General features: G+C 35.4%; 18 protein-coding genes. 17 read left to right on the top strand and 1 reads right to left on the bottom strand.

Features of this window, described 5'->3' with window-relative positions:
* Positions 1-82: 82 nt before the first annotated feature.
* From QMO11_RS05315 to rimK, 13 genes are all read left to right on the top strand, one after another.
* Positions 83-1,159, top strand: a complete 1,077-nt coding sequence (locus QMO11_RS05315) for a glycoside hydrolase family protein (RefSeq protein WP_282036359.1) — start codon at positions 83-85, stop codon at positions 1,157-1,159.
* 404 nt (positions 1,160-1,563) lie between these two features.
* Positions 1,564-2,043: a hypothetical protein gene (locus QMO11_RS05310; RefSeq protein ID WP_282036358.1), complete on the top strand. Its 480-nt coding sequence runs from the start codon at positions 1,564-1,566 to the stop codon at positions 2,041-2,043.
* A 103-nt stretch (positions 2,044-2,146) separates the two neighbouring features.
* Complete coding sequence (locus tag QMO11_RS05305; RefSeq protein ID WP_282036357.1) at positions 2,147-4,867, top strand: DEAD/DEAH box helicase family protein; 2,721 nt, start codon at positions 2,147-2,149, stop codon at positions 4,865-4,867.
* A 41-nt stretch (positions 4,868-4,908) separates the two neighbouring features.
* Positions 4,909-6,168, top strand: a complete 1,260-nt coding sequence (locus QMO11_RS05300) for a DUF4153 domain-containing protein (protein WP_282036356.1) — start codon at positions 4,909-4,911, stop codon at positions 6,166-6,168.
* The gene (locus QMO11_RS05295) at positions 6,158-6,565 is read left to right on the top strand and encodes a flotillin-like FloA family protein (RefSeq protein ID WP_345741852.1); all 408 of its coding nucleotides are present in this window, start codon (positions 6,158-6,160) and stop codon (positions 6,563-6,565) included. Before QMO11_RS05300 ends, QMO11_RS05295 begins: the two co-directional genes overlap by 11 nt.
* A gap of 95 nt (positions 6,566-6,660) precedes the next feature.
* Positions 6,661-7,131 (top strand): hypothetical protein, encoded by a 471-nt coding sequence (locus QMO11_RS05290; RefSeq protein ID WP_282036355.1) that lies wholly within the window; start codon positions 6,661-6,663, stop codon positions 7,129-7,131.
* Between the two features lie 35 nt (positions 7,132-7,166).
* Positions 7,167-7,493 carry a DMT family transporter gene (locus QMO11_RS05285; protein WP_282036354.1) on the top strand — a complete coding sequence of 109 codons (327 nt, stop codon included), beginning with the start codon at positions 7,167-7,169 and terminating at the stop codon, positions 7,491-7,493.
* Between the two features lie 27 nt (positions 7,494-7,520).
* Complete coding sequence (locus tag QMO11_RS05280; RefSeq protein WP_282036353.1) at positions 7,521-8,105, top strand: hypothetical protein; 585 nt, start codon at positions 7,521-7,523, stop codon at positions 8,103-8,105.
* 366 nt (positions 8,106-8,471) lie between these two features.
* Entirely contained in the window at positions 8,472-9,674 is a 1,203-nt protein-coding gene (locus QMO11_RS05275; RefSeq protein ID WP_282036352.1) for a saccharopine dehydrogenase family protein, read from the top strand.
* Positions 9,653-10,822: a carboxynorspermidine decarboxylase gene (nspC, locus tag QMO11_RS05270; RefSeq protein ID WP_282036351.1), complete on the top strand. Its 1,170-nt coding sequence runs from the start codon at positions 9,653-9,655 to the stop codon at positions 10,820-10,822. The genes QMO11_RS05275 and nspC overlap by 22 nt, the downstream gene beginning before the upstream one ends.
* Before the next feature lie 4 nt (positions 10,823-10,826).
* On the top strand, positions 10,827-11,693 hold the full coding sequence (gene speB / locus QMO11_RS05265; protein WP_282036350.1) for an agmatinase: 867 nt from the start codon (positions 10,827-10,829) through the stop codon (positions 11,691-11,693).
* Positions 11,694-11,727: 34 nt separating this feature from the next.
* Positions 11,728-13,623, top strand: coding sequence for a biosynthetic arginine decarboxylase (gene speA / locus QMO11_RS05260; protein WP_282036349.1), 1,896 nt, complete (start codon positions 11,728-11,730; stop codon positions 13,621-13,623).
* Positions 13,624-13,663: 40 nt separating this feature from the next.
* Entirely contained in the window at positions 13,664-15,040 is a 1,377-nt protein-coding gene (gene rimK / locus QMO11_RS05255) for a 30S ribosomal protein S6--L-glutamate ligase (protein ID WP_075602571.1), read from the top strand.
* A gap of 442 nt (positions 15,041-15,482) precedes the next feature.
* Here the strand turns inward: rimK and QMO11_RS05250 are convergent, their stop codons facing one another.
* Positions 15,483-16,028, bottom strand: coding sequence for a VOC family protein (locus QMO11_RS05250; RefSeq protein ID WP_282036348.1), 546 nt, complete (start codon positions 16,026-16,028; stop codon positions 15,483-15,485).
* Positions 16,029-16,207: 179 nt separating this feature from the next.
* On the opposite strand from QMO11_RS05250, the gene QMO11_RS05245 reads away from it, so the two are divergent.
* The 4 genes from QMO11_RS05245 to QMO11_RS05230 all read left to right on the top strand — a co-directional run bounded on the left by QMO11_RS05245 (position 16,208) and on the right by QMO11_RS05230 (position 19,426).
* Positions 16,208-17,107, top strand: a complete 900-nt coding sequence (locus tag QMO11_RS05245) for a 3-keto-disaccharide hydrolase (protein WP_282036347.1) — start codon at positions 16,208-16,210, stop codon at positions 17,105-17,107.
* Positions 17,108-17,265: 158 nt separating this feature from the next.
* The gene (locus QMO11_RS05240) at positions 17,266-17,745 is read left to right on the top strand and encodes a VOC family protein (protein WP_282036346.1); all 480 of its coding nucleotides are present in this window, start codon (positions 17,266-17,268) and stop codon (positions 17,743-17,745) included.
* Positions 17,746-17,950: 205 nt separating this feature from the next.
* Positions 17,951-18,505, top strand: a complete 555-nt coding sequence (locus tag QMO11_RS05235; protein WP_282036345.1) for a LemA family protein — start codon at positions 17,951-17,953, stop codon at positions 18,503-18,505.
* Between the two features lie 3 nt (positions 18,506-18,508).
* Complete coding sequence (locus QMO11_RS05230) at positions 18,509-19,426, top strand: DUF3137 domain-containing protein (protein WP_282036344.1); 918 nt, start codon at positions 18,509-18,511, stop codon at positions 19,424-19,426.
* Positions 19,427-19,707: the final 281 nt, after the last annotated feature.

Genomic DNA, 19,707 nt, shown 5'->3' with positions numbered 1-19,707 from the left:
GCATGATAATTCACATTAAAAAATGTTGATAATTACGCTATTATTAGCTTCGCAAATAACACATTTAAAAGAATATGGTTTTATGAAGAAGATAATCTACGCTATACTATTCTGTTTCCCACTGCAGATGATATCACAAAAAAGCACAGATGACCTAAATTTAGCAGACAAATTATTAGAGGTTAATGAAGATAACATTTTAATAAATGCGGATTATCACAATTGGGGCTCTTCTATAGTAAAAGGTGAGGATGGAAAATACCACCTTTTCTACGCACAAATGTCTGAAGAAATTGGCTTTAGCTCATGGCTTACTGATGGTATTGTTTCTCATGCTGTGGCAGACTCGCTTTGCGGACCGTATGTGCATAAAGAAGTTGTTTTAGAAGGACGTGGAGCTGGTTTTTGGGATGCCCACACCGCTCATAATCCCAGAATTAAGTTTTTTGATGGTAAGTACTACTTATATTATATGTCAACAAACACAGGAGGCAGAACCTTAACTGAATCTGAGTGGGAACAGGCCAGGCATGGTGGAATTACTAATGAGTTTAGAGCTTTAGTTCGAATGAATCAACGTATTGGAGTTGCTGTTTCTGAGAGTGTAAATGGCCCTTGGGAACGGTTTAACACTCCTCTTGTTGAACCCTCAGGCCCTATTGCACAAATTACCTGCAACCCTGCTGTAACACAAAGACCGGATGGCGGATACATAATGATTATTCGAGGTGACAAACCAGATGTTGAATATGCCAATGGCAAATGGCCTTCGCAAAATGAATTGATACGAAGTCAGGCTATAGCCTTGTCTGATTCACCCATGGGACCATGGGTAATTCAACCTAAATTGGCTGTTGGGAATTTAAATTCAGAGGATCCAGCAATTTGGTATGATGCAACTAGAGAGCGATATTATGGAATATACCATGCCTTTGGATATATGGGTATGATAACATCGGAGGATGGCCTTAGTTGGGAAAAAGCAAAACATTATAAAGTACTTGATAAAGCCATACAAAAAGCAGACGGCACTGAAATATTAGCTGGGCGACTTGAACGACCATTTATTTATATGGAGGATGGTAAAGCAAAAGTTTTAACTGTAGCCGTACTTGAAAAAAATGGCAACTCATACTCACTTTTTATTCCACTGGATTAGGTCACACTGATCTGAATAAATGAGATTCAGATTACAATTAAGATATTAATATCATTTTAAAACCACTATGGCAAAAGCTATGGTGGTTTTTTTATGTTGTTTTACATAGATACTCAAAAAAATACGCTCGAATAAAACATCCTATAAATAGTCTATTTTTCTTAACAAACTGTATTGATAACCTTTAGGGATCATGCTTACGTCTAAATAATTTAGTCTCGTTATAAATTAATATGTAAAGCATACATTTAGTCAAACCAAACTAAGCATTTGTTAATTATTTCCCTATTTTCAGGCCTGATAAAGTCATTATTCACTAAATCCAATCAATGCTGATTATTGACAAGGACGAAACACACTGCTTAAAATATTTTCTTTTACAAAAACCCAAAAGTATACGCCTAATGAAAGTTCTACTCCAATTAAGTTGCACCCTTATGGTGTTATTATTCGCTTCTTGCTCAAATAATATTTCAAACGAAATGGTTGGTAATTGGAAGGTTACAGATTTAAAAGTAGATATGAAGAACGTACCCAAACCACTAATTCAGAATGCAAAGATATTGGCTCTTGCTACTAAATATGAATTTAAAAACAATGACACTTATTGCATGACTATTTCTAAAAATGCCTTAGAAAATGGAAGAAAACACAAAGGAACCTTGTCGGTAAGTACTCTAGGAAAACAAATTACTCTTAATACTGATACATTACTTTTTGAAGAGTATGGCAAATGGAAATTGATAGAAAAAAACAATTCTAATTCGGCTATTTTTAACTCTATAAGTATGAAAATTGAAAAGGTCTCCCCTAATCAAATCATTTTATCTGAAAAAGAACACAACGGTATGATGTATTATACTTTAAATCGTTTTAAGAATTAATTAGATTTTATCATCTGCTTAGTCATACTAAATAGTAACAAAGGCATTCATAAGCGTATCTTTTTTATAATCAAAAAATCAAGCTTAATCAAATAATAAAACATTGGAAGCATACTTTAAAGATATAAAGTTTAAATACAAATGGAGACCCTATCAAAAAAGAGTACTCCTTGATTTAGAAGAGCACCTTGATGATAATCATTTGCATATTATTGCCCCTCCCGGCTCAGGGAAAACGGTTCTAGGACTAGAAGTAGCAATACGATTAAATAAACCAACCTTAATCTTTGCCCCTACCATAGCCATACGTAACCAATGGGTTCAGAGATTTTGCGAGTTATTTTTACAAGTTAATAAACAACCTAACTGGATTTCTCGAGATATTAAAAAGCCTGAGTTTTTAACGATTGTTACTTATCAAGCACTCCATGCTACTTGCACAAACACAACAATTGATGAAGAAATTGAAGACGATGAAGACGAATTAGAAAAGAGGTCTAATCGAAAAGCTACGAGAATTATTGATACGAAAGAAATTGTTAAAGCCTTAAAAGCAAAAAATATTGGAACAATTGTAGTTGATGAGGCACATCATTTAAAAAACGAATGGTGGAAATCATTAAATGCAGTTAAAACTTCAATTAAACCAACTATTGTTGGCTTAACAGCAACTCCTCCATATGATGTGTCATATAAAGAATGGGAAAGGTATATAGACTTGAATGGGCCAGTTGATGCAGAAATATCCGTACCTGAACTTGTTGTTGAAAATGATCTTTGCCCGCACCAAGACTATGTTTTAATATCTGAACCTACCGAAGGGGAACACAATTTTATTTCGCAGCATAGAAAGAAAGCATTAATAGTTTTTAATGATATTATAAAAGACGAGAGCTTTATAAATGCTCTCATGTCTCATCCCATTTATGAAGCCCCTTTAGAAAACCTTGATTCGATTTACTCTAATCTAGAATATTACTCTGCCGTACTTATTTTTCTGAAAGCAGCAGGAAAGATTGTTAGCCAACAGCATGTGGAAATAATAGGAAACAAGAAATTTGAAATTCCTCCACTTAATTATGAATGGATTGAGATTCTCCTTTCATTCTACCTATTTGATAAAAATAACTATAGTGACTATTATGAGCACAAAGAAAGTCTTATTAATAAGCTTAAAAGAAATGGATTGATAGAAAAGAAAACAATTAGGTTTAGGCATAATAAAAAGATTAATAGCTCTCTTAGCAATTCTTTAAACAAGCTAAAAAGCATTGACAAAATAGTTGATCTCGAACATGATTGCCTAAATGACAAGTTACGGATGGTTATTTTAACGGATTATATTCGTAAAGACTTTTTAATAAATGAACCTGTAAATAACCTTGCCTTAAACAAAATCGGAGTTCTTCCTATTTTTGAGCAATTAAGACGAACAAATGATAGGAATCTAAAACTAGGAGTTCTAACCGGTTCTTTAATTATTATTCCTCAGAAATCTTTACCCGCTTTTGTTGAAGCTGCAAAGGCAGTAAACATAAATAGCTTCACTCACTCTTCGGTTCCTTATGATCAACAATATATAATTATAAACGCTAGTGAAAAGCTGAAGCATGACATTGTTCAGATCGTAACGCAAGTTTTCGAACAAGGTGAAATCGAGATTCTTATAGGCACGAAGTCTTTGCTAGGTGAAGGTTGGGATGCACCAACAATCAACTCCTTAATACTAGCAAGTTTTGTTGGGTCATACGTTCTCTCAAACCAAATGCGAGGTAGGGCCATCCGCTCTGATAGAAATAATCCTAACAAAACAAGTAACATATGGCATTTAGTCTGTGTAGATCGTTCTGACATGCATGGTGGAGATGATATTCAATTATTAAAACGACGTTTTAAATCATTTGTAGGTGTATCCAATGGAAATGATACAACAATTGAGAACGGCATAGAGAGACTCAATTTACCTGAGGAGCTTAATTCTTCGCACTTAAATGACTTTAATAAAAAGATGAAATTAAATGCAGGAGAAAGAGAATTATTAAAACAAAAATGGCAGGCTGCACTTGTAAATGGTGAATCGCTAACCGAAGAAATAAAAGTTCCATTCCCTGAGGATAAAAATTACAAACAAACAAAGAAACTATACTACGATAAAACTATCGCTAATATGTTTGCCGTATTAGGATCTAGTTTAATAGCCTTCTTAGATTGGATCTTAGAAATTTTTGGTAGGACTGCAAAGAATATCCACTCTCAGCAAGATTTATATAAAGTTCTTATGGTTATTGGCGCAATTGGTGTTTTATTTTTTAGCAGACAAACCTACTTAACTTTCAGGCTATTTATCAAATATCATGATATTTCAAAAGACATTCACCAAATAGGTGAAACACTATTGCAATCCCTCATAAAAATGAATATTATAAACACCGAACATTCCAAATTAGAAGTAGTGTCTTCTGTTAACGATTTTGGAGCCATATATTGTCACCTTGAGGGAGGAACAACATATGAGAAATCAACATTTATCAAAGCGCTACAAGAGATAATCTCTACCGTTGATAATCCACGGTATTTAATAATCAGAAAAAAACTATTTCTTAAGCTCATTTCTCAGAAAGATTATCACTCAGTGCCTGAATTTATTGGTCGAAATAAAAAAACAGCAGAGTACTTTGAAAAACAATGGAGAAAGCTTGTAGGCGCTTGTGAGTTAGTATACACAAGAACTATTGAAGGAAGAAAAATACTCTTGCAATCGCGCATTAATTCTTTATCATCAGAGTTTGAAGAAAAAACAGAACGAATTAGTAAATGGAGATAATATCTCTTTAGTAGAATATAATAATCAGAACCTAAATTATTATGGAAACAAAAATTAAAGAAAACATTGATAACCCAGAAAAGTTAGAACAAATATATAGGGGTGATAAAAAGAGCTTTCAACAAACATTCTTTGATATTTACCCTCAAATTGCAGATTCTGATATTGCTAATTTTTGGAAAGCTCGATTGGAATTTTCTAACTCAAATGAATCAAAGCCAGAAGTTAGAAAAATAGATGTTTTCTTTTTGGTTCTTATCTGCTTAAGTACTGGTTTCCTCGTTAAAATACCACACTTTTTCGATATTAATCTTCACAATTATTTCTTCTACGAAAAAAATGTTGGATTAATCATACTATTAGGATTATCAGCGTATTCATTCCTCACAAAAAATCAAGTTAATTACAAGCACCTTATCAATTCAATTGTAATATTTGGTATTTCTGCTATCTATATAAATGTATTGCCTTCAAATAAAGACAGTAATTCAATTGAATTAGCCTATTTACATTTGCCATTCCTATTATGGAGCATATATGGTTTGATTTACATTGATTTTGATACCAAAGACAAATCTAAAAGAATTGATTTCATAAAATACAATGGTGATATAGCTATTCTTTCGGCTATAATCCTAATTGCAGGTGGAGTTCTAACTGGCATAACACTGGGCTTATTTTCTGCCATTGATCTACAAATTGAGGACTTTTACTTTGAGTATATCGTTATTCTCGGATTAGTTTCTGCTCCAATTGTGGCCACTTATATTGTTAAAAGCTTCCCTACAGTAAGCAATAAAATTGCTCCAATAATAGCAAGTATTTTTAGTCCACTAATACTTATTACTTTGGTAATATACTTAATAAGTATTTTAATAACAGGTAAGGATCCCTATAACGACAGAGACTTTCTAATTGTTTTTAACATTATGCTCTTAGGGGTCATGGGAATAATTGTATTCACTATTTCTGAAACTTCAGGAAATAGGATACAAAAGTTTAACGAACTAACACTTCTTATGCTTTCCATAATAACCTTAATTATTAATCTGATAGCATTGTCAGCGATATTATACCGCCTAGGTGAATTTGGCTTTACCCCTAATAGAACTGCGGTTTTAGGTTCAAACCTTTTAATTTTTGGACATCTTATTTTAATTATGATTGATTTACATAGAGTGAATTTTAAAGGAAAAGATATTAACGAAGTTGAAATAACCATAGCCAAATATCTGCCAATATATACAGTCTGGACCATTCTAGTAACTTTTATTTTCCCATTTATATTTAATTTTAAATAATAGCACCCCTCCTATAATCTATTTATCAATTACAATCGTAATACTTTTTATTCTTTTATATTATGTGCCTTTCTTACTCTGGTTTGCAACAAGAGTATCAGGCATTCAAATATCGCTACTAGACTTAATAATGATGCGCATTAGAAAAGTACCCCCAGCAAAAATTGTAAAAGGTTTAATTGCTGCTAATAAAGGTGGTATCAAAGTTAGTAAGGAGGAATTAGAAACCATTTTCCTTGCAGGATGTAATATCGAAAATATTGTTCACGGAATGATTGCCGCCAAACAAAATGAATTAAAACTATCCTTCAAAAATGCGACAAAACTTGATTTAGAAGAAATTGACATTGTAGAAACCATAATGAATAAAACGGAAAACCAATCGGAATTTGAATAAATACAATTTGAATAATCTTCAGAAGCAACAGGTAGCCTTAAGGAAAAGCCTAAATAAATAAACATCCAATTCACTAAATAATCAACAAAATCACCATGGAACAAAACGAACAATTAGTAAAGGTTAGCAAATGGGTTAAACCCCGATTAAATAAATTAGAACTTTTTTTAGTGCCTGTATTTATACTGTTTTATTCATTAACAGAGTACATCAGTTCAGCATTCGAGATAATTATTGTAGCACCATTGGGTATTCTTGGCATCTTTTACTTTTTAAGTGCCTTCTACCCTAATGAGGATGCTAAATTTACCGAATTGGCTAAAGTAATTTCAAAAGTTTCTGCAATATCTTTAAGCGTTACAGCAATAGGAATAATTTACACTATTATGCATCTTCCCGGCTCAAAGAGTATGTTATTAGTTACAATTCCTTCGGTTACCATTGCATTAATCCTATTCATCTATTTAAAAAAAAGTGAACACTCAATAAAGTTATTTGATAACCGAATGTTATTGAGATTGGTAATCAGTTTATTGGTCAGTATATTTTTAGTTTTTATTGTATAAAAAATAACAGCACTTACAATTATAAACAATAACTCATGAATTGGATACTATTAATAATTGCCGGCCTGTTTGAAGTAGCCTTTGCTGCCTGTTTGGGTAAAGCTAAAGAAGCTACTGAGATTCAAGCTACATACTGGTATCTTGGATTCTTACTTTGCTTAGCCGTAAGCATGTTTCTTTTGGTTAAGGTAACACAACAATTGCCCATTGGAACTGCCTATGCCGTTTGGACAGGCATTGGAGCCGTAGGCACCGTGTTGGTTGGAATCCTTGTATTTAAAGAACCTGCTACCTTTTGTCGCATATTCTTTATTAGCACATTAATTATCTCAATCATTGGACATAAAGTAGTTTCACACTAAACCAACTAATACTATAAATACACTCATATGAATACAAACCTCAATCATCGACCAGCAATTTTAATAGGATGTTTATTATGGATTGCTTCATTTTATGGCGAGCTCTATAACTATCAACCCTATTCTACTATTGGGCTTATTAGCGCTCCAATAATCACCTTATTTGGCATCTTTCATTGGTTTAAATACTATAAAGCTACACGAGGACATTATCCAAAGTTTTTAAAAATAGCCAAGGAGCTAAATAGGAAAATGAGAAAAAATCCTTTTACAGGAATAAGTTTTATGTTTAAGCACTTATTAAAAACCTGGACTTTTGCAATTATTGGTTGGATGGGTATGGTTTTAATGGGCTTTCTAATTTTTGAAAATTCAAACGCTTTTAAAACCGCCAAACACTATTGCGAGAATAATACTGTTATAAAGGAGCAGACCGGCAATATTTCTTATTATGGGATACTCGTTAGCGGTGGTATAACAAATTCAGGAGAAACAGGCGAATCGGATTTACTCTTTACCATCGTTGCCGAAAATGGGAACTTTAAAGCCAATGTAAACTTGCTAAAAACAAACAATAATTGGGAAGTTTTAAATTGTTCAATTGATAAATAAAAGGATCACAATTGATGCTAGCTAGTCTTTTTATTCCCTAGCATCAATACTAATTTCCATTGTATTATTAAGAAATTTCATAAAAACACCTGACCAACCCACACCCATAATCAACTGAATTAAGAATACTTACACCGAACACATTCTTTTTATTTGAAGAGAAATTAGTTCTGTAATTTTTTTAATACATTTAAATCAAATAAAAGTATATATTTGCGGGCTTTTTTCTTGAAACCAACTTAAATCAAAATAAAAGATTGGTTAATAGATAATTGCAAAGCGTTCTTAACACAGTGAGTATTTTTGAGTTTTGGCCCTAATGAGAGTCATTACATTTTTTAAACAATTAGTTTTTGTCATAAAAAAATGAACAAAGTATTGGTTATTGGTGCCGGAGGCGTAAGTAATGTAGTAGTACATAAATGCGCAGCAGTTCCGGAAGTTTTTGGTGAGATTGTATTAGCATCTCGTACCAAAAGTAAATGCGATAAAATCGCAGCAGACGTTAAACAGCGTTTGAACCGTGAAATTATTACCGAAGCATTAGATGCTGATAAGGTAGAAGAAACGGTTGCTCTAATCAAAAAGCACCAGCCTAAGTTGGTGATTAATGTGGCCCTGCCCTATCAGGATTTGGCCATAATGGATGCATGTCTGGAAACAGGTGTCGATTATCTTGACACGGCCAACTACGAGCCTAAAGATGAGGCTAAATTTGAGTACAAATGGCAGTGGGCTTATCAGGAGAAATACAAAGATGCTGGTTTAATGGCTCTGCTTGGTTCTGGTTTCGACCCAGGTGTTACCAATATGTTTTGTGCTTATGCGCAAAAGCATTTATTCGATGAGATTCATCAAATAGACATTGTGGACTGCAATGGCGGTGACCATGGACAAGCATTTGCTACCAATTTCAATCCTGAAATTAACATTCGCGAAATTACAGCCAACGGGCGCTATTGGGATCAAGGCGAATGGCATACAACTGCCCCATTATCTGTAAAACAAGATTTTGAATTTCCAGGTGTTGGTACACGTAAAATGTACTTGATGTATCACGAGGAAATGGAATCGCTATGCCTAAATATTAAAGGCCTGAAGCGCATCCGCTTTTGGATGACCTTTGGCGAAGAGTATTTAACGCACTTGCGTGTGATTCAAAATTTAGGTTTAGATCGTATCGACGAGGTAGATTATAAGGGTCAGAAGGTAGTGCCGCTTGAGTTTCTGAAACGTCTGTTGCCTGATCCTGGCTCTTTGGCTGAGAATTACACTGGTAAAACATCCATTGGTTGTGTTATTGAGGGTATTAAAGACAGCAAAAAGTCGCGTAAATTTATTTATAACATTTGCGACCATGCCGAAACCTATAAGGAAGTAGGTTCGCAGGCTGTTTCTTACACCACAGGTGTTCCTGCCATGATTGGCGCCAAAATGATATTGACTGGCAAATGGAAGCAAGCTGGTGTGTACAATATGGAGCAATTAAATCCGGATCCTTTTATGGACGATTTAAATGCTTATGGTTTACCTTGGCAGGTTGAAGAATGGAACAGTTCGGTGGAGTAAAGCTTTCGGAGCAGCAGCTAAATGAGTTAAAAACACCGTGTTATATTGTTAACGAAAGTAAGCTTGAGGAGAACCTCAAGCTGCTTAAATATGTGCAAGATAACACGGGTGCTAAAATCCTTTTGGCCTTTAAAGGTTTTGCTATGTGGAGCATGGCAAAGCTTATTCGTAAATATTTACCCGGTACTTCAGCTAGTTCGGTTAGCGAGGCTATGCTTGGTCGTAATGAGTTTGGCGGCGAGTTGCATTGCTATGCCCCTGCCTATTCTCAGGCTGATATGGATGCGCATGTAAAATTAGCCAATCATATTGTGTTCAATTCGCTTGGGCAGTGGAACAGATTCAAGGAACAGTTAAAGCAGCATCCGCATATTCAAACGGCCATTAGAGTGAATCCGGAGCATTCAGAAACCGATACGGCTATTTACGATCCTAGTGGTCCCAACAGTCGTTTAGGCACTACGCTTGATAACTTCAAGGCTGGCTTAGATGATTTTGAGGGCATCACAGGTTTGCATTTTCATAACCTATGCGAACTGAATGCCGATGCGCTTGAGCGTACCCTTGCGGTGGTTGAAGAGAAGTTTGGTTTTTATTTTGATAAGCTAGAGTGGATTAACTTTGGTGGTGGGCATCATATTACCCGCCCCGATTACGATGTTGAAAGGCTCATCCGAATTATAAACAATTTTAAGCATAAGTATAAGCTGAAGATTTATTTAGAACCTGGCGAGGCTATTGCTTTAAATACCGGCGTATTGGTGTCTTCGGTTTTAGATGTGTTCAATAATGGAATGAATTTAGCGATTCTGGACACATCGGCCACAGCCCATATGCCGGATGTTTTGGAGATGCCTTACCGTCCGTTTATCGAAAATGGCGATGAGCCCAATGTAAAAGCACACACCTACCGTTTGGGCGGTGTAACTTGTTTGGCGGGCGATGTAATTGGCGATTATAGTTTTGATGCGCCATTAGGCATTGGAGATAAACTTTTGTTTGGCGATATGGCCCATTATACCATGGTTAAAAACACCACGTTTAATGGCGTTCGCTTGCCTAATATTTACAAATTTAATTCGGATATGGGGCAACTTACACTCGTTAAAGAGTTTGGTTATCACGATTACAAATCACGCTTAAGTTAAGATGATGAACATAGATTTTTCGAAACACTTTTGTGGCGAAGATGGCTATTGCCTCGATTACAACAAGGCTGAAATGGTTATTCTTCCTGTTCCCTACGATGGCACAAGTACCTGGATAAAGGGATCAGACAAAGGCCCTGAAGCCATTATTGAGGCCTCAGGAACCTTGGAGATGTATGATATCGAAACCGAATTGGACGTGAGCAAAAAAGGTATTTATACCCTAGCCGCTGTGGATGAAAAAGCCAGTCCGGAAGCCATGGTTTTGGCCGTTGAAAAAGCCGTTAACGAGCAGTTTAAAAACAATAAGTTTACGGTATTAATTGGTGGCGAGCACTCGGTAAGCATTGGCGCTTTTAAGGCTTATGCACAAAGGTATAAAGACCTTAGTATACTGCAGTTAGATGCGCATGCTGATTTGCGCCCAAAGTACGAGGGTTCTGAAAATAACCATGCCTGTGCTATGTATCAGGCACGCGAAGTGGCACCCATTGTACAGGTGGGCATCCGCAGCATGTGCGAGGAAGAAAAGGCTTTTGTTAATGCCGACACCATGTTTTTCAGACATCAGATTAGAAAGCAGAAAACATGGAAAAAGGAGGTGCTGAAGCAGCTCAATAAAAACGTTTATCTCACCATTGATTTAGATGTGTTTGACACCTCTATTATGCCCTCTACAGGTACGCCTGAACCGGATGGATTATTGTTTAATGATGTGATTGACCTTATAGAAACAGTGGCATCCAAGGTAAACATTGTAGGATTTGATGTGGTAGAATTATGCCCTAACAAAGCCAATAAAGCACCCGACTATTTGGCTGCAAAGTTGATTTATCGCATCCTAAGTATTATTTATAAAAGCAAGCAATAACAGCTACTACGGTAGGTTTTAGTATAAGAATAAAATGAGAAAGTGGAGCATTGACGATTCTGTTGAACTTTACAACATTAAAGGCTGGGGAATTAATTATTTCTCAATTAACGATAAAGGAAATGTAACCGTTGCACCTAAAAAAGATGGTAACAGCATCGATTTAAAGGAAGTGATTGATGAACTTCAGGTGCGTGATATAAACACGCCTGTTTTACTACGTTTTCCGGATATATTGGATAATCGAATCCTAAAAATGAACGACTGCTTCAGGAAAGCAAGTGCTGAATATGATTTCAAGGGTGAAAGCTTTGTGGTGTATCCCATTAAGGTAAATCAGACTCAGCCTGTGGTTGATGAAATTGTAAGTCATGGTAAAAAGTTCAACATTGGTTTAGAGGCAGGTTCAAAGCCTGAATTGCATGCTGTTATTGCATCAAGCACCAATAACGATTCGTTGATTATTTGCAATGGCTACAAGGATGAAGATTACATTGAGTTGGCCTTGTTGGCGCAAAAAATGGGCCGTCGTATATTTTTGGTAGTTGAAAAGCTCAACGAACTTAAAATGATTACTACCATTGCTGAGCGCTTAAACATTACACCACACCTTGGAATCCGTGTTAAACTGGCCAGCTCGGGTAGCGGCAAGTGGGAAAGTTCGGGTGGCGATGTAAGTAAGTTTGGTTTAACATCGAGCGACTTAATTGAGGCCATGGATTATCTTGAATCCATTAATATGAAGGACAGCTTAAAGCTCATCCATTTTCATATTGGTAGTCAGGTAACCAATATTCGCCGCATTAAAATTGCCCTTCGCGAGGCATCACAATTTTATGCTCAATTTCATAAATCGGGCTTTAAAGTTGAGTTTGTTGATATAGGCGGTGGTTTGGGCATTGATTACGATGGAACCAAATCGGCCAATAGCGAAAGCAGTGTAAACTATAGTATTCAGGAGTATGTGAACGATGCTATTTCGTGCATGGTAGATGTGTCGGATAAAAATGAACTACCACACCCTAACATCATTACAGAATCGGGCCGCTCATTAACGGCGCACCATTCGGTATTGGTATTTGAAGTGTTAGAATCGTCGTGTGCCCCGCTTTGGAAAAACGAAGTGGAGCTAAGCGAAAACGACCACGATTTGGTTAAAGAGCTGTATAACTCGCGGGAATGCCTAAATCAATCTAAAATGTTAGAGGTTTGGCACGATGCGCAACTCATCCGCGAAGAAGCCCTAGATCGTTTTAGCTTGGGTTTGTTAGATATTAAAACACGTGCACAAATTGAGCGTTTGTTTTGGAGCATTGCGCGCGATATTTACAAAATAGCATCAAACCTAAAGCATGTGCCGGATGAATTGAATGCTTTATCGAAACTATTATCGGAAAAATACTTTTGCAATTTCTCCTTGTTTCAGTCTTTACCCGACTCATGGGCCATTGATCAGATATTCCCGATAATTCCGATTCATCGCCATAACGAAAGGCCTGATGTGGAAGCTACCATACAGGATATTACATGCGATTCGGATGGTAAGATTGAGAATTTTATTGCTACTAAAAATATTAGCTACAATTTACCGGTTCATCGGCTTAAAGCCAACGACTCGTACTACATAGGCGTATTTTTAGTGGGTGCGTATCAAGAGATACTTGGCGATTTGCACAACCTGTTTGGCGATACTAATGCAGTGCATTTATCAGCCACTAAAGAGGGCTACTCTATTGATAAAATAATAGATGGCGAAACCGTTGCTGATGTTTTGGAATACGTACAGTACAACCCTAAAAAACTGGTACGTACGGTTGAGGCATGGGTAACTGCATCGGTTAAGCAAGGTAAAATTTCGCCCAAGGAAGGGAAAGAGTTTTTATCGAACTACCGATCGGGCTTATACGGCTATACCTATTTAGAGAAATAATATTTAAATTGCTTGAATATCATCCATAAATGCTAAAGAAATGACTGAAAACAAAATAGTAGTAGGTAGTGAAGAGTGGTGCGGTTTACCCCAAATTAATATTCCGGCTATTAAAGCGCGTGTAGATTCGGGTGCAAAAACCTCGGCGCTACATGCCGTAAACATTACCCCATTTAAGAAAAATGGTAACCCTTGGGTGAGTTTTGAAGTGCACCCTTTGCAAAACGATGGTAAAACCACTATACATTGCGAAGCGCCTGTTTACGATAAACGCAGAGTTAAAAGTTCGAGCGGACAAAGCGAAAGGCGTTTTGTAATTAAAACGTCTATTTCAATAGCTGAGGATACTTGGGAGGTTGAGGTTACTTTAACCAATCGGGACTCTATGGGCTATCGCATGCTTTTGGGCAGACAAGCCATGAGTGGCAAAATGTTGGTTGACCCAGAATCATCGTTATTATTGGGCGACTTAACACCTGATGTACTTGAAACCTACTACAGCACCAATATTATTAAGCCTACGGGTTTAAAAATTGGTTTATTGGCCTCTAATCCTGATTTATATAGTAATCGGCGTATTATTGAGGCAGGCCAAGAGCGCGGTCACGACGTGGAGTTTTTGAGCATTAAAGACTGTTATATTAAGCTTGATGGTAAAAACCCAGAGATGCACTACCGTGGTGGTCGTATTTTATCGGGTTTTGATGCCATTATACCTCGCATACGCCCCAGTGCCACTTTTTACGGAACAGCACTTACGCGTCATTTTGAAGCAATGGGGGTTTACACGCTTAACTCTGCATCGGCAATTACGCAGTCAAGAGACAAGCTGTACTCTTTACAGCTACTTATTAACAGCGGCTTACCAATTCCCACTACAGGCTTTGCCAACTCACCACTTGATACCGATGAGTTGATTAAAATGGTGGGTGGTGCCCCTTTAATTGTAAAACTATTGGAGGGTACACAAGGTAAAGGCGTGGTTTTGGCCGAAACCAAAAAAGCTGCAGAAAGCTTAATTAATGCTTTCAAAAGCCTGAGAGCAAACATATTGGTGCAAGAATTCATTAAAGAAGCCAATGGTAAAGACATTAGATGCTTTGTGGTGAACGGAAAAGTAGTTGAAAGCATTATGCGCACCGCAGCTCCTGGTGAGTTTAGAGCTAATATACATATGGGTGGCTCGGCTGCCATAACTAAAATTACCCCTGAAGAACGACGCATTGCTATTTTAGCTACCAAAACCATGGGACTAAAAGTTGCGGGTGTTGATATTATTCGGGGTCAGAATAGTCCGCTATTGCTTGAGGTAAACTCATCACCCGGTCTCGAAGGCATTGAAGGAGCATCGAACAAAGATATTGCAGGAAAAATGATTGAAGCCATTGAAAGAGACTTGAAATTTAAAAGGCCATAGTTTAGCGCAATAGCAGCGCTTTTTAGTGAAGTGTTAGTTCGTTGGTTTGAAGTCATAAACAACTTCTATTACTAATTCAAATCAAGGGATAAAATAAGTAAAAACACAGAGACACGAAGACGCAGAGTGTGATTATATATATTCAAACAGTTAGCTTAGATTTGAATCATGTAATCAGCAAATTAAATTAATAACTCTGTGCCTCAGTGTCTTTGTGTTCATTTTCTACTAATTCAAATCAAGGGATGAAATAAGTAAAACACAGAGACACGAAGACGCAGAGTGTGATTATATATTAAAACAGATTCATGGAAAAACTGGACGATAGTAATATAAAGCACTACACCACAACAATGTATATATTTAATAGCGCCATCCCCCACTCGTTATAGCGCCAAAGTAACAATATATAGATTCAGCATAGCGTTTCGCTATCTCTTATTTACCAAGCTGATAGTCCAATAATTTCACCATTAGGACCTACAAAAAAGGTATACTTATCGCGAACATAATTTTCGTTTTCCAACGTGTAACCTTCTTCTTTCAGCTTATCTCCTATTGGTCCAATATCATTCACCTGAAGCATAAAGTGGTTATGGTTGGTATTTCCAACAGGGCCAATGGTATGTAAATATTCTGGAGCTGTAAGTGATAATGTTATTGTAAGGTCATTTGCCTTTAGCTTCATTGCCAACATCCCCTCAATTCCTTTGCCTTTAAATACATCAGCATCGTCTAATTTAAAACCTAAAATCTCACGATAAAGTTTTAAGGTTTTTTCAAGTTCTAATACATGTACACAAATATTCTTTAATCCAATAACCCGTGCTTGTTCTTTACTAGTATCGTTTGCAACAGCTTGCTCTGAATTTTGTGCTGAAATAAAAACGGTACTTACTACTACAAAAACTAAAAGGCATAAAAACCTATATGAAAAATTAAATTTACAAGTATTCCCTTTTCTTTTTGTTTCAATTTTGCTTTTCATAATTAGCGATAAATGGTTGTTATTTAATAGAAATTGTAATTTACATAAACTTATAATAATATTCCGGATTATATAAAATATATGAAAAATAGATTGTATTTTCGATGGATTTCTATCTCAATCAATTCGGAATGTTTTACAGTAAAAACACAACTTGGATCAAGTTTAATTATATTCAAATGAAGTTTATCTATTTTTCAATTATCATAACGCTAATATTAACATCATGTAATAATGTTGCAGAGAATCAGCATTCTAATAGGAGCAGCAAGTACGAATGGAAAAACTTAGTTGACCAAAACCTTACGGAATGGGATGTTTATTTAAGTTATAAAATTCAACCTGGTTACAATGGAGCACAGCCTAAAGATGAGCAAGGAAACCTTATTGAGCCCATTGGATTAAACAATTCTTCTTATAATGTATTTTCTACTATTCAGGAAGGTGATAACTTAATAGTAAAAAATTCGGGTGAGTATTATGGATGTTTGGTAACAAAACAAGAGTATGAAAATTACCACTTCCAACTAAAATATAAATGGGGAAATAAAAAATGGGCTTACAGGGAGAATTTATTAAAAGACTCTGGTATTCTATACCATTCAATAGGACCAATTGGTGTTGATTATTGGAGATCATGGATGCTGTCACAAGAATTTCAGATTATGGAAGGACATACTGGAGACTTTTGGAGCCAGATAACATCAGCAATTGATATTAGGGCATATAAACCAGAAGGAAATATAAACCCTATGGCTCACTCTTCTCAAGACTTCCTACCAATAGGTTTTCAAAGTCCTTATAAAAACTACTGTTTACGAAGTGGAAATTATGAAAAAGAACACGATGAATGGAATACGCTGGATTTATATTGTTTTGAAGATAAGAGTTTACATGTTGTGAATGGAAATGTTGTTATGATTTTAAAAAACTCAAGATATACTGATGAGCAGGCCAACATAAAGCCCTTAACAAGGGGTAAAATTCAGTTACAAAGTGAAGCTGCAGAGATATTTTTTAAAGACATTAAAATTCGAGAAATTGATTCGCTAAGTAGTTCCCAGCGTGCACTTTTCTAAATCTTTATTAATTAGTGCAACTAATTATGGTAATTATATTCCCAAGGGATAAAAAAGCCATAATTCCGATGTTTGTATTTTCGGTAATACTAGGAGCAGGAATTGGAATTGCAGGAGCAAAATTTATAGCATAAACGAACGAACCTAATTTTTAAAAAATGGATATAAAATTTCATTCAACTGTAATAATGACCCATAATTTCGATAAGATGAAAGCATTTTATCAGGAAATATTACAACAAGAAATTGATGTTGATTTTGGAAACTGCATCGGATTTAAGAATGGTATCTCTTTATGGAAACTTTCAGAGGATTATACAATTGCCAAAAAGCTTGGTAAAACTTACCATCCATCGGGAAATAAAAATCTGGAAATATGTTTTGATACGGATGATTATGAAGCCGTTATTACCAAATTAAAAAAACACGATTTGATATACTTACACGAGACTATTGAGGAATCGTGGGGGCAGAAAACAATTCGGTTTTATGATCCTGAAAACAATTTGATTGAGATTGGAGAAACCATTCCGTGTTTTGTAAAACGTTTCTACCATGAAGGAATGAGCGTTAATCAAGTCTCTGAACGAACATCTGTACCTATTGAAATGGTAAAAGAAATATGCCTAACAGAATGAGGTATAATGCAAGGCTGCCGCAAGAGTCCTCTCTTGTGGTAAACACTGATAAAAGAAACACCAACTCCCGCTGCATGGGGCTGCGGGAATTCTTTTTTCAGCTCACTCCTACTTTAAAAGGGGATAATAATTTATCAATCGGCTTCATCTAGCCAAAGATTATAGGTAATAATTAAGTAGTCACAAATAATAAATATTTAAAACGATGATAATTTTAGTAGCAATTGTAAGTTTTATTTTAATCATATTAGTTACAATTTACAACAACCTTATTAGGCGAAAAAACGAGGTAGCCAATGCGTTTGGGTCAGTTGATGTAATGTTAAAAAAGAGATACGACTTAATACCAAATCTTGTAGAAGTTACAAAAGAGTATATGAAGCATGAAAAAGGTGTTTTTGCTGAAATAACAAGACTTCGCACACAGGTTATTAGCGAAGGAAGTGTAACTGAAGATGTCACAATCCATAATAATCTTCAAAGTAAAATGAATGGATTATTAATGAATGTAGAAAACTATCCTCAATTAAAAGCAGATTCTACTTTTCTTGCGCTTCAGGCAAATTGGACTTCCTCAGAAGAACAAATTTCGGCTGCACGAAGGTATTATAATACCGCTGTAACATCATACAATAATGCAATTCAAGTGTTCCCCTCTAATATTATTGCAGGCTTACTAGGTTTCAACGAAAAAAAGGTTTTTGAGGCCGAGGAAATTGAACGCGATAATATTAAAGCGTCAGATTTATTTAAAGCTTAAATAATGGAATTTTCAAATAAAGATTTCGATACTTTTTTTGCTAAAATATATCCTGTTCTCGAAGAGGTTGAAATTGTACGTGAAAAATGGCTTAATGAAATGCAGATCCTTTTTAAATGGTTTGTTGCATTTCTTGTTTCTGTACCAATTTTTTATTTTTTAATTCCTATCGAATTTACTATACTCCAACTAATTATAACTGCACTAACTTTTTATGGTCTGATTAATGGAAAAAGACAAAAGGCATTTAAGGAATTAACACCAATATTCAAAAATAAAGTAATTACAGAGCTCCTATTATATTTTTATGAAGATGTAAGATACTTACCTCGCCAAAGGATGAGTCCTGTTGTTTTAACCAATAGCCTTTTATTAGGAGGGAAAGTAAAGAGAACAACAGGTGATGATTATACCGAGTGCAGAATAGGTAATACACATATACACTTCTCAGAAGTTCAAGCATGGGGTATATATGATATTTTTTTTACCGGTATTTTTATCGCAGTACGATTCAATAAAACATTTACTTCTAAAACTGTTATAATGCCTCGTTCTAATGTTTCTTTATATACTAAGGTAAAAATTGGCATTCATAACGAAATGAATATTAAGCTTGAAGATATTGAGTTTCGCAAAGAGTTTACCGTAGTCGGTGAAGATCAGGTAGAATCGAGATATAAACTAACACCTAGTTTAATGCACAGAATGCTCGAATACAAAAAGAAGGTGAATAAAAAAGTTGCCTTTTCTTTAATAGATAACTGGCTGTATGTTGCAATACCTAATAATGTTAATTTGTTTGAAGTAAATTTACTGAAGCCCATTACTAGTAAAGAGTTTATGAAAACTCATTTTGATTATTTTGAACTTCTTACTGGTTTGGTTAATGATTTAGACTTAAATACAAAAATTTGGAAATAGAATACCGCTGCCGCAAGAATCCCTTCTTGTGACAAACCAAAACATATAACAATTCCCGCAGTGTTGACTGCGGGAATTGTTTTTTCACCTCACAAGCAAAATCCTGTACCTTCTAATTCTTAATATATATTTCCTTAAGCTTAAAATATATTAGCTCCTCCTCCGCAAATATTATCTCAAGTTCAAAATACACTTCCTCCTCTTCCGCATACAGAAACTCCTACTTAAAATACATCATCTTGTCTTCCGTATACATTTTCTCTTATTCCGCATACAAAAAC

The sequence above is a fragment of the Saccharicrinis aurantiacus genome, from assembly GCF_947489045.1.
In the GTDB taxonomy this organism is placed as follows: Bacteria; Bacteroidota; Bacteroidia; order Bacteroidales; family Marinilabiliaceae; genus Saccharicrinis; species Saccharicrinis aurantiacus.
The sequence above is the reverse complement of the archived record's forward strand: the minus strand, read 5'-3'. Positions and strand labels throughout refer to the sequence as shown.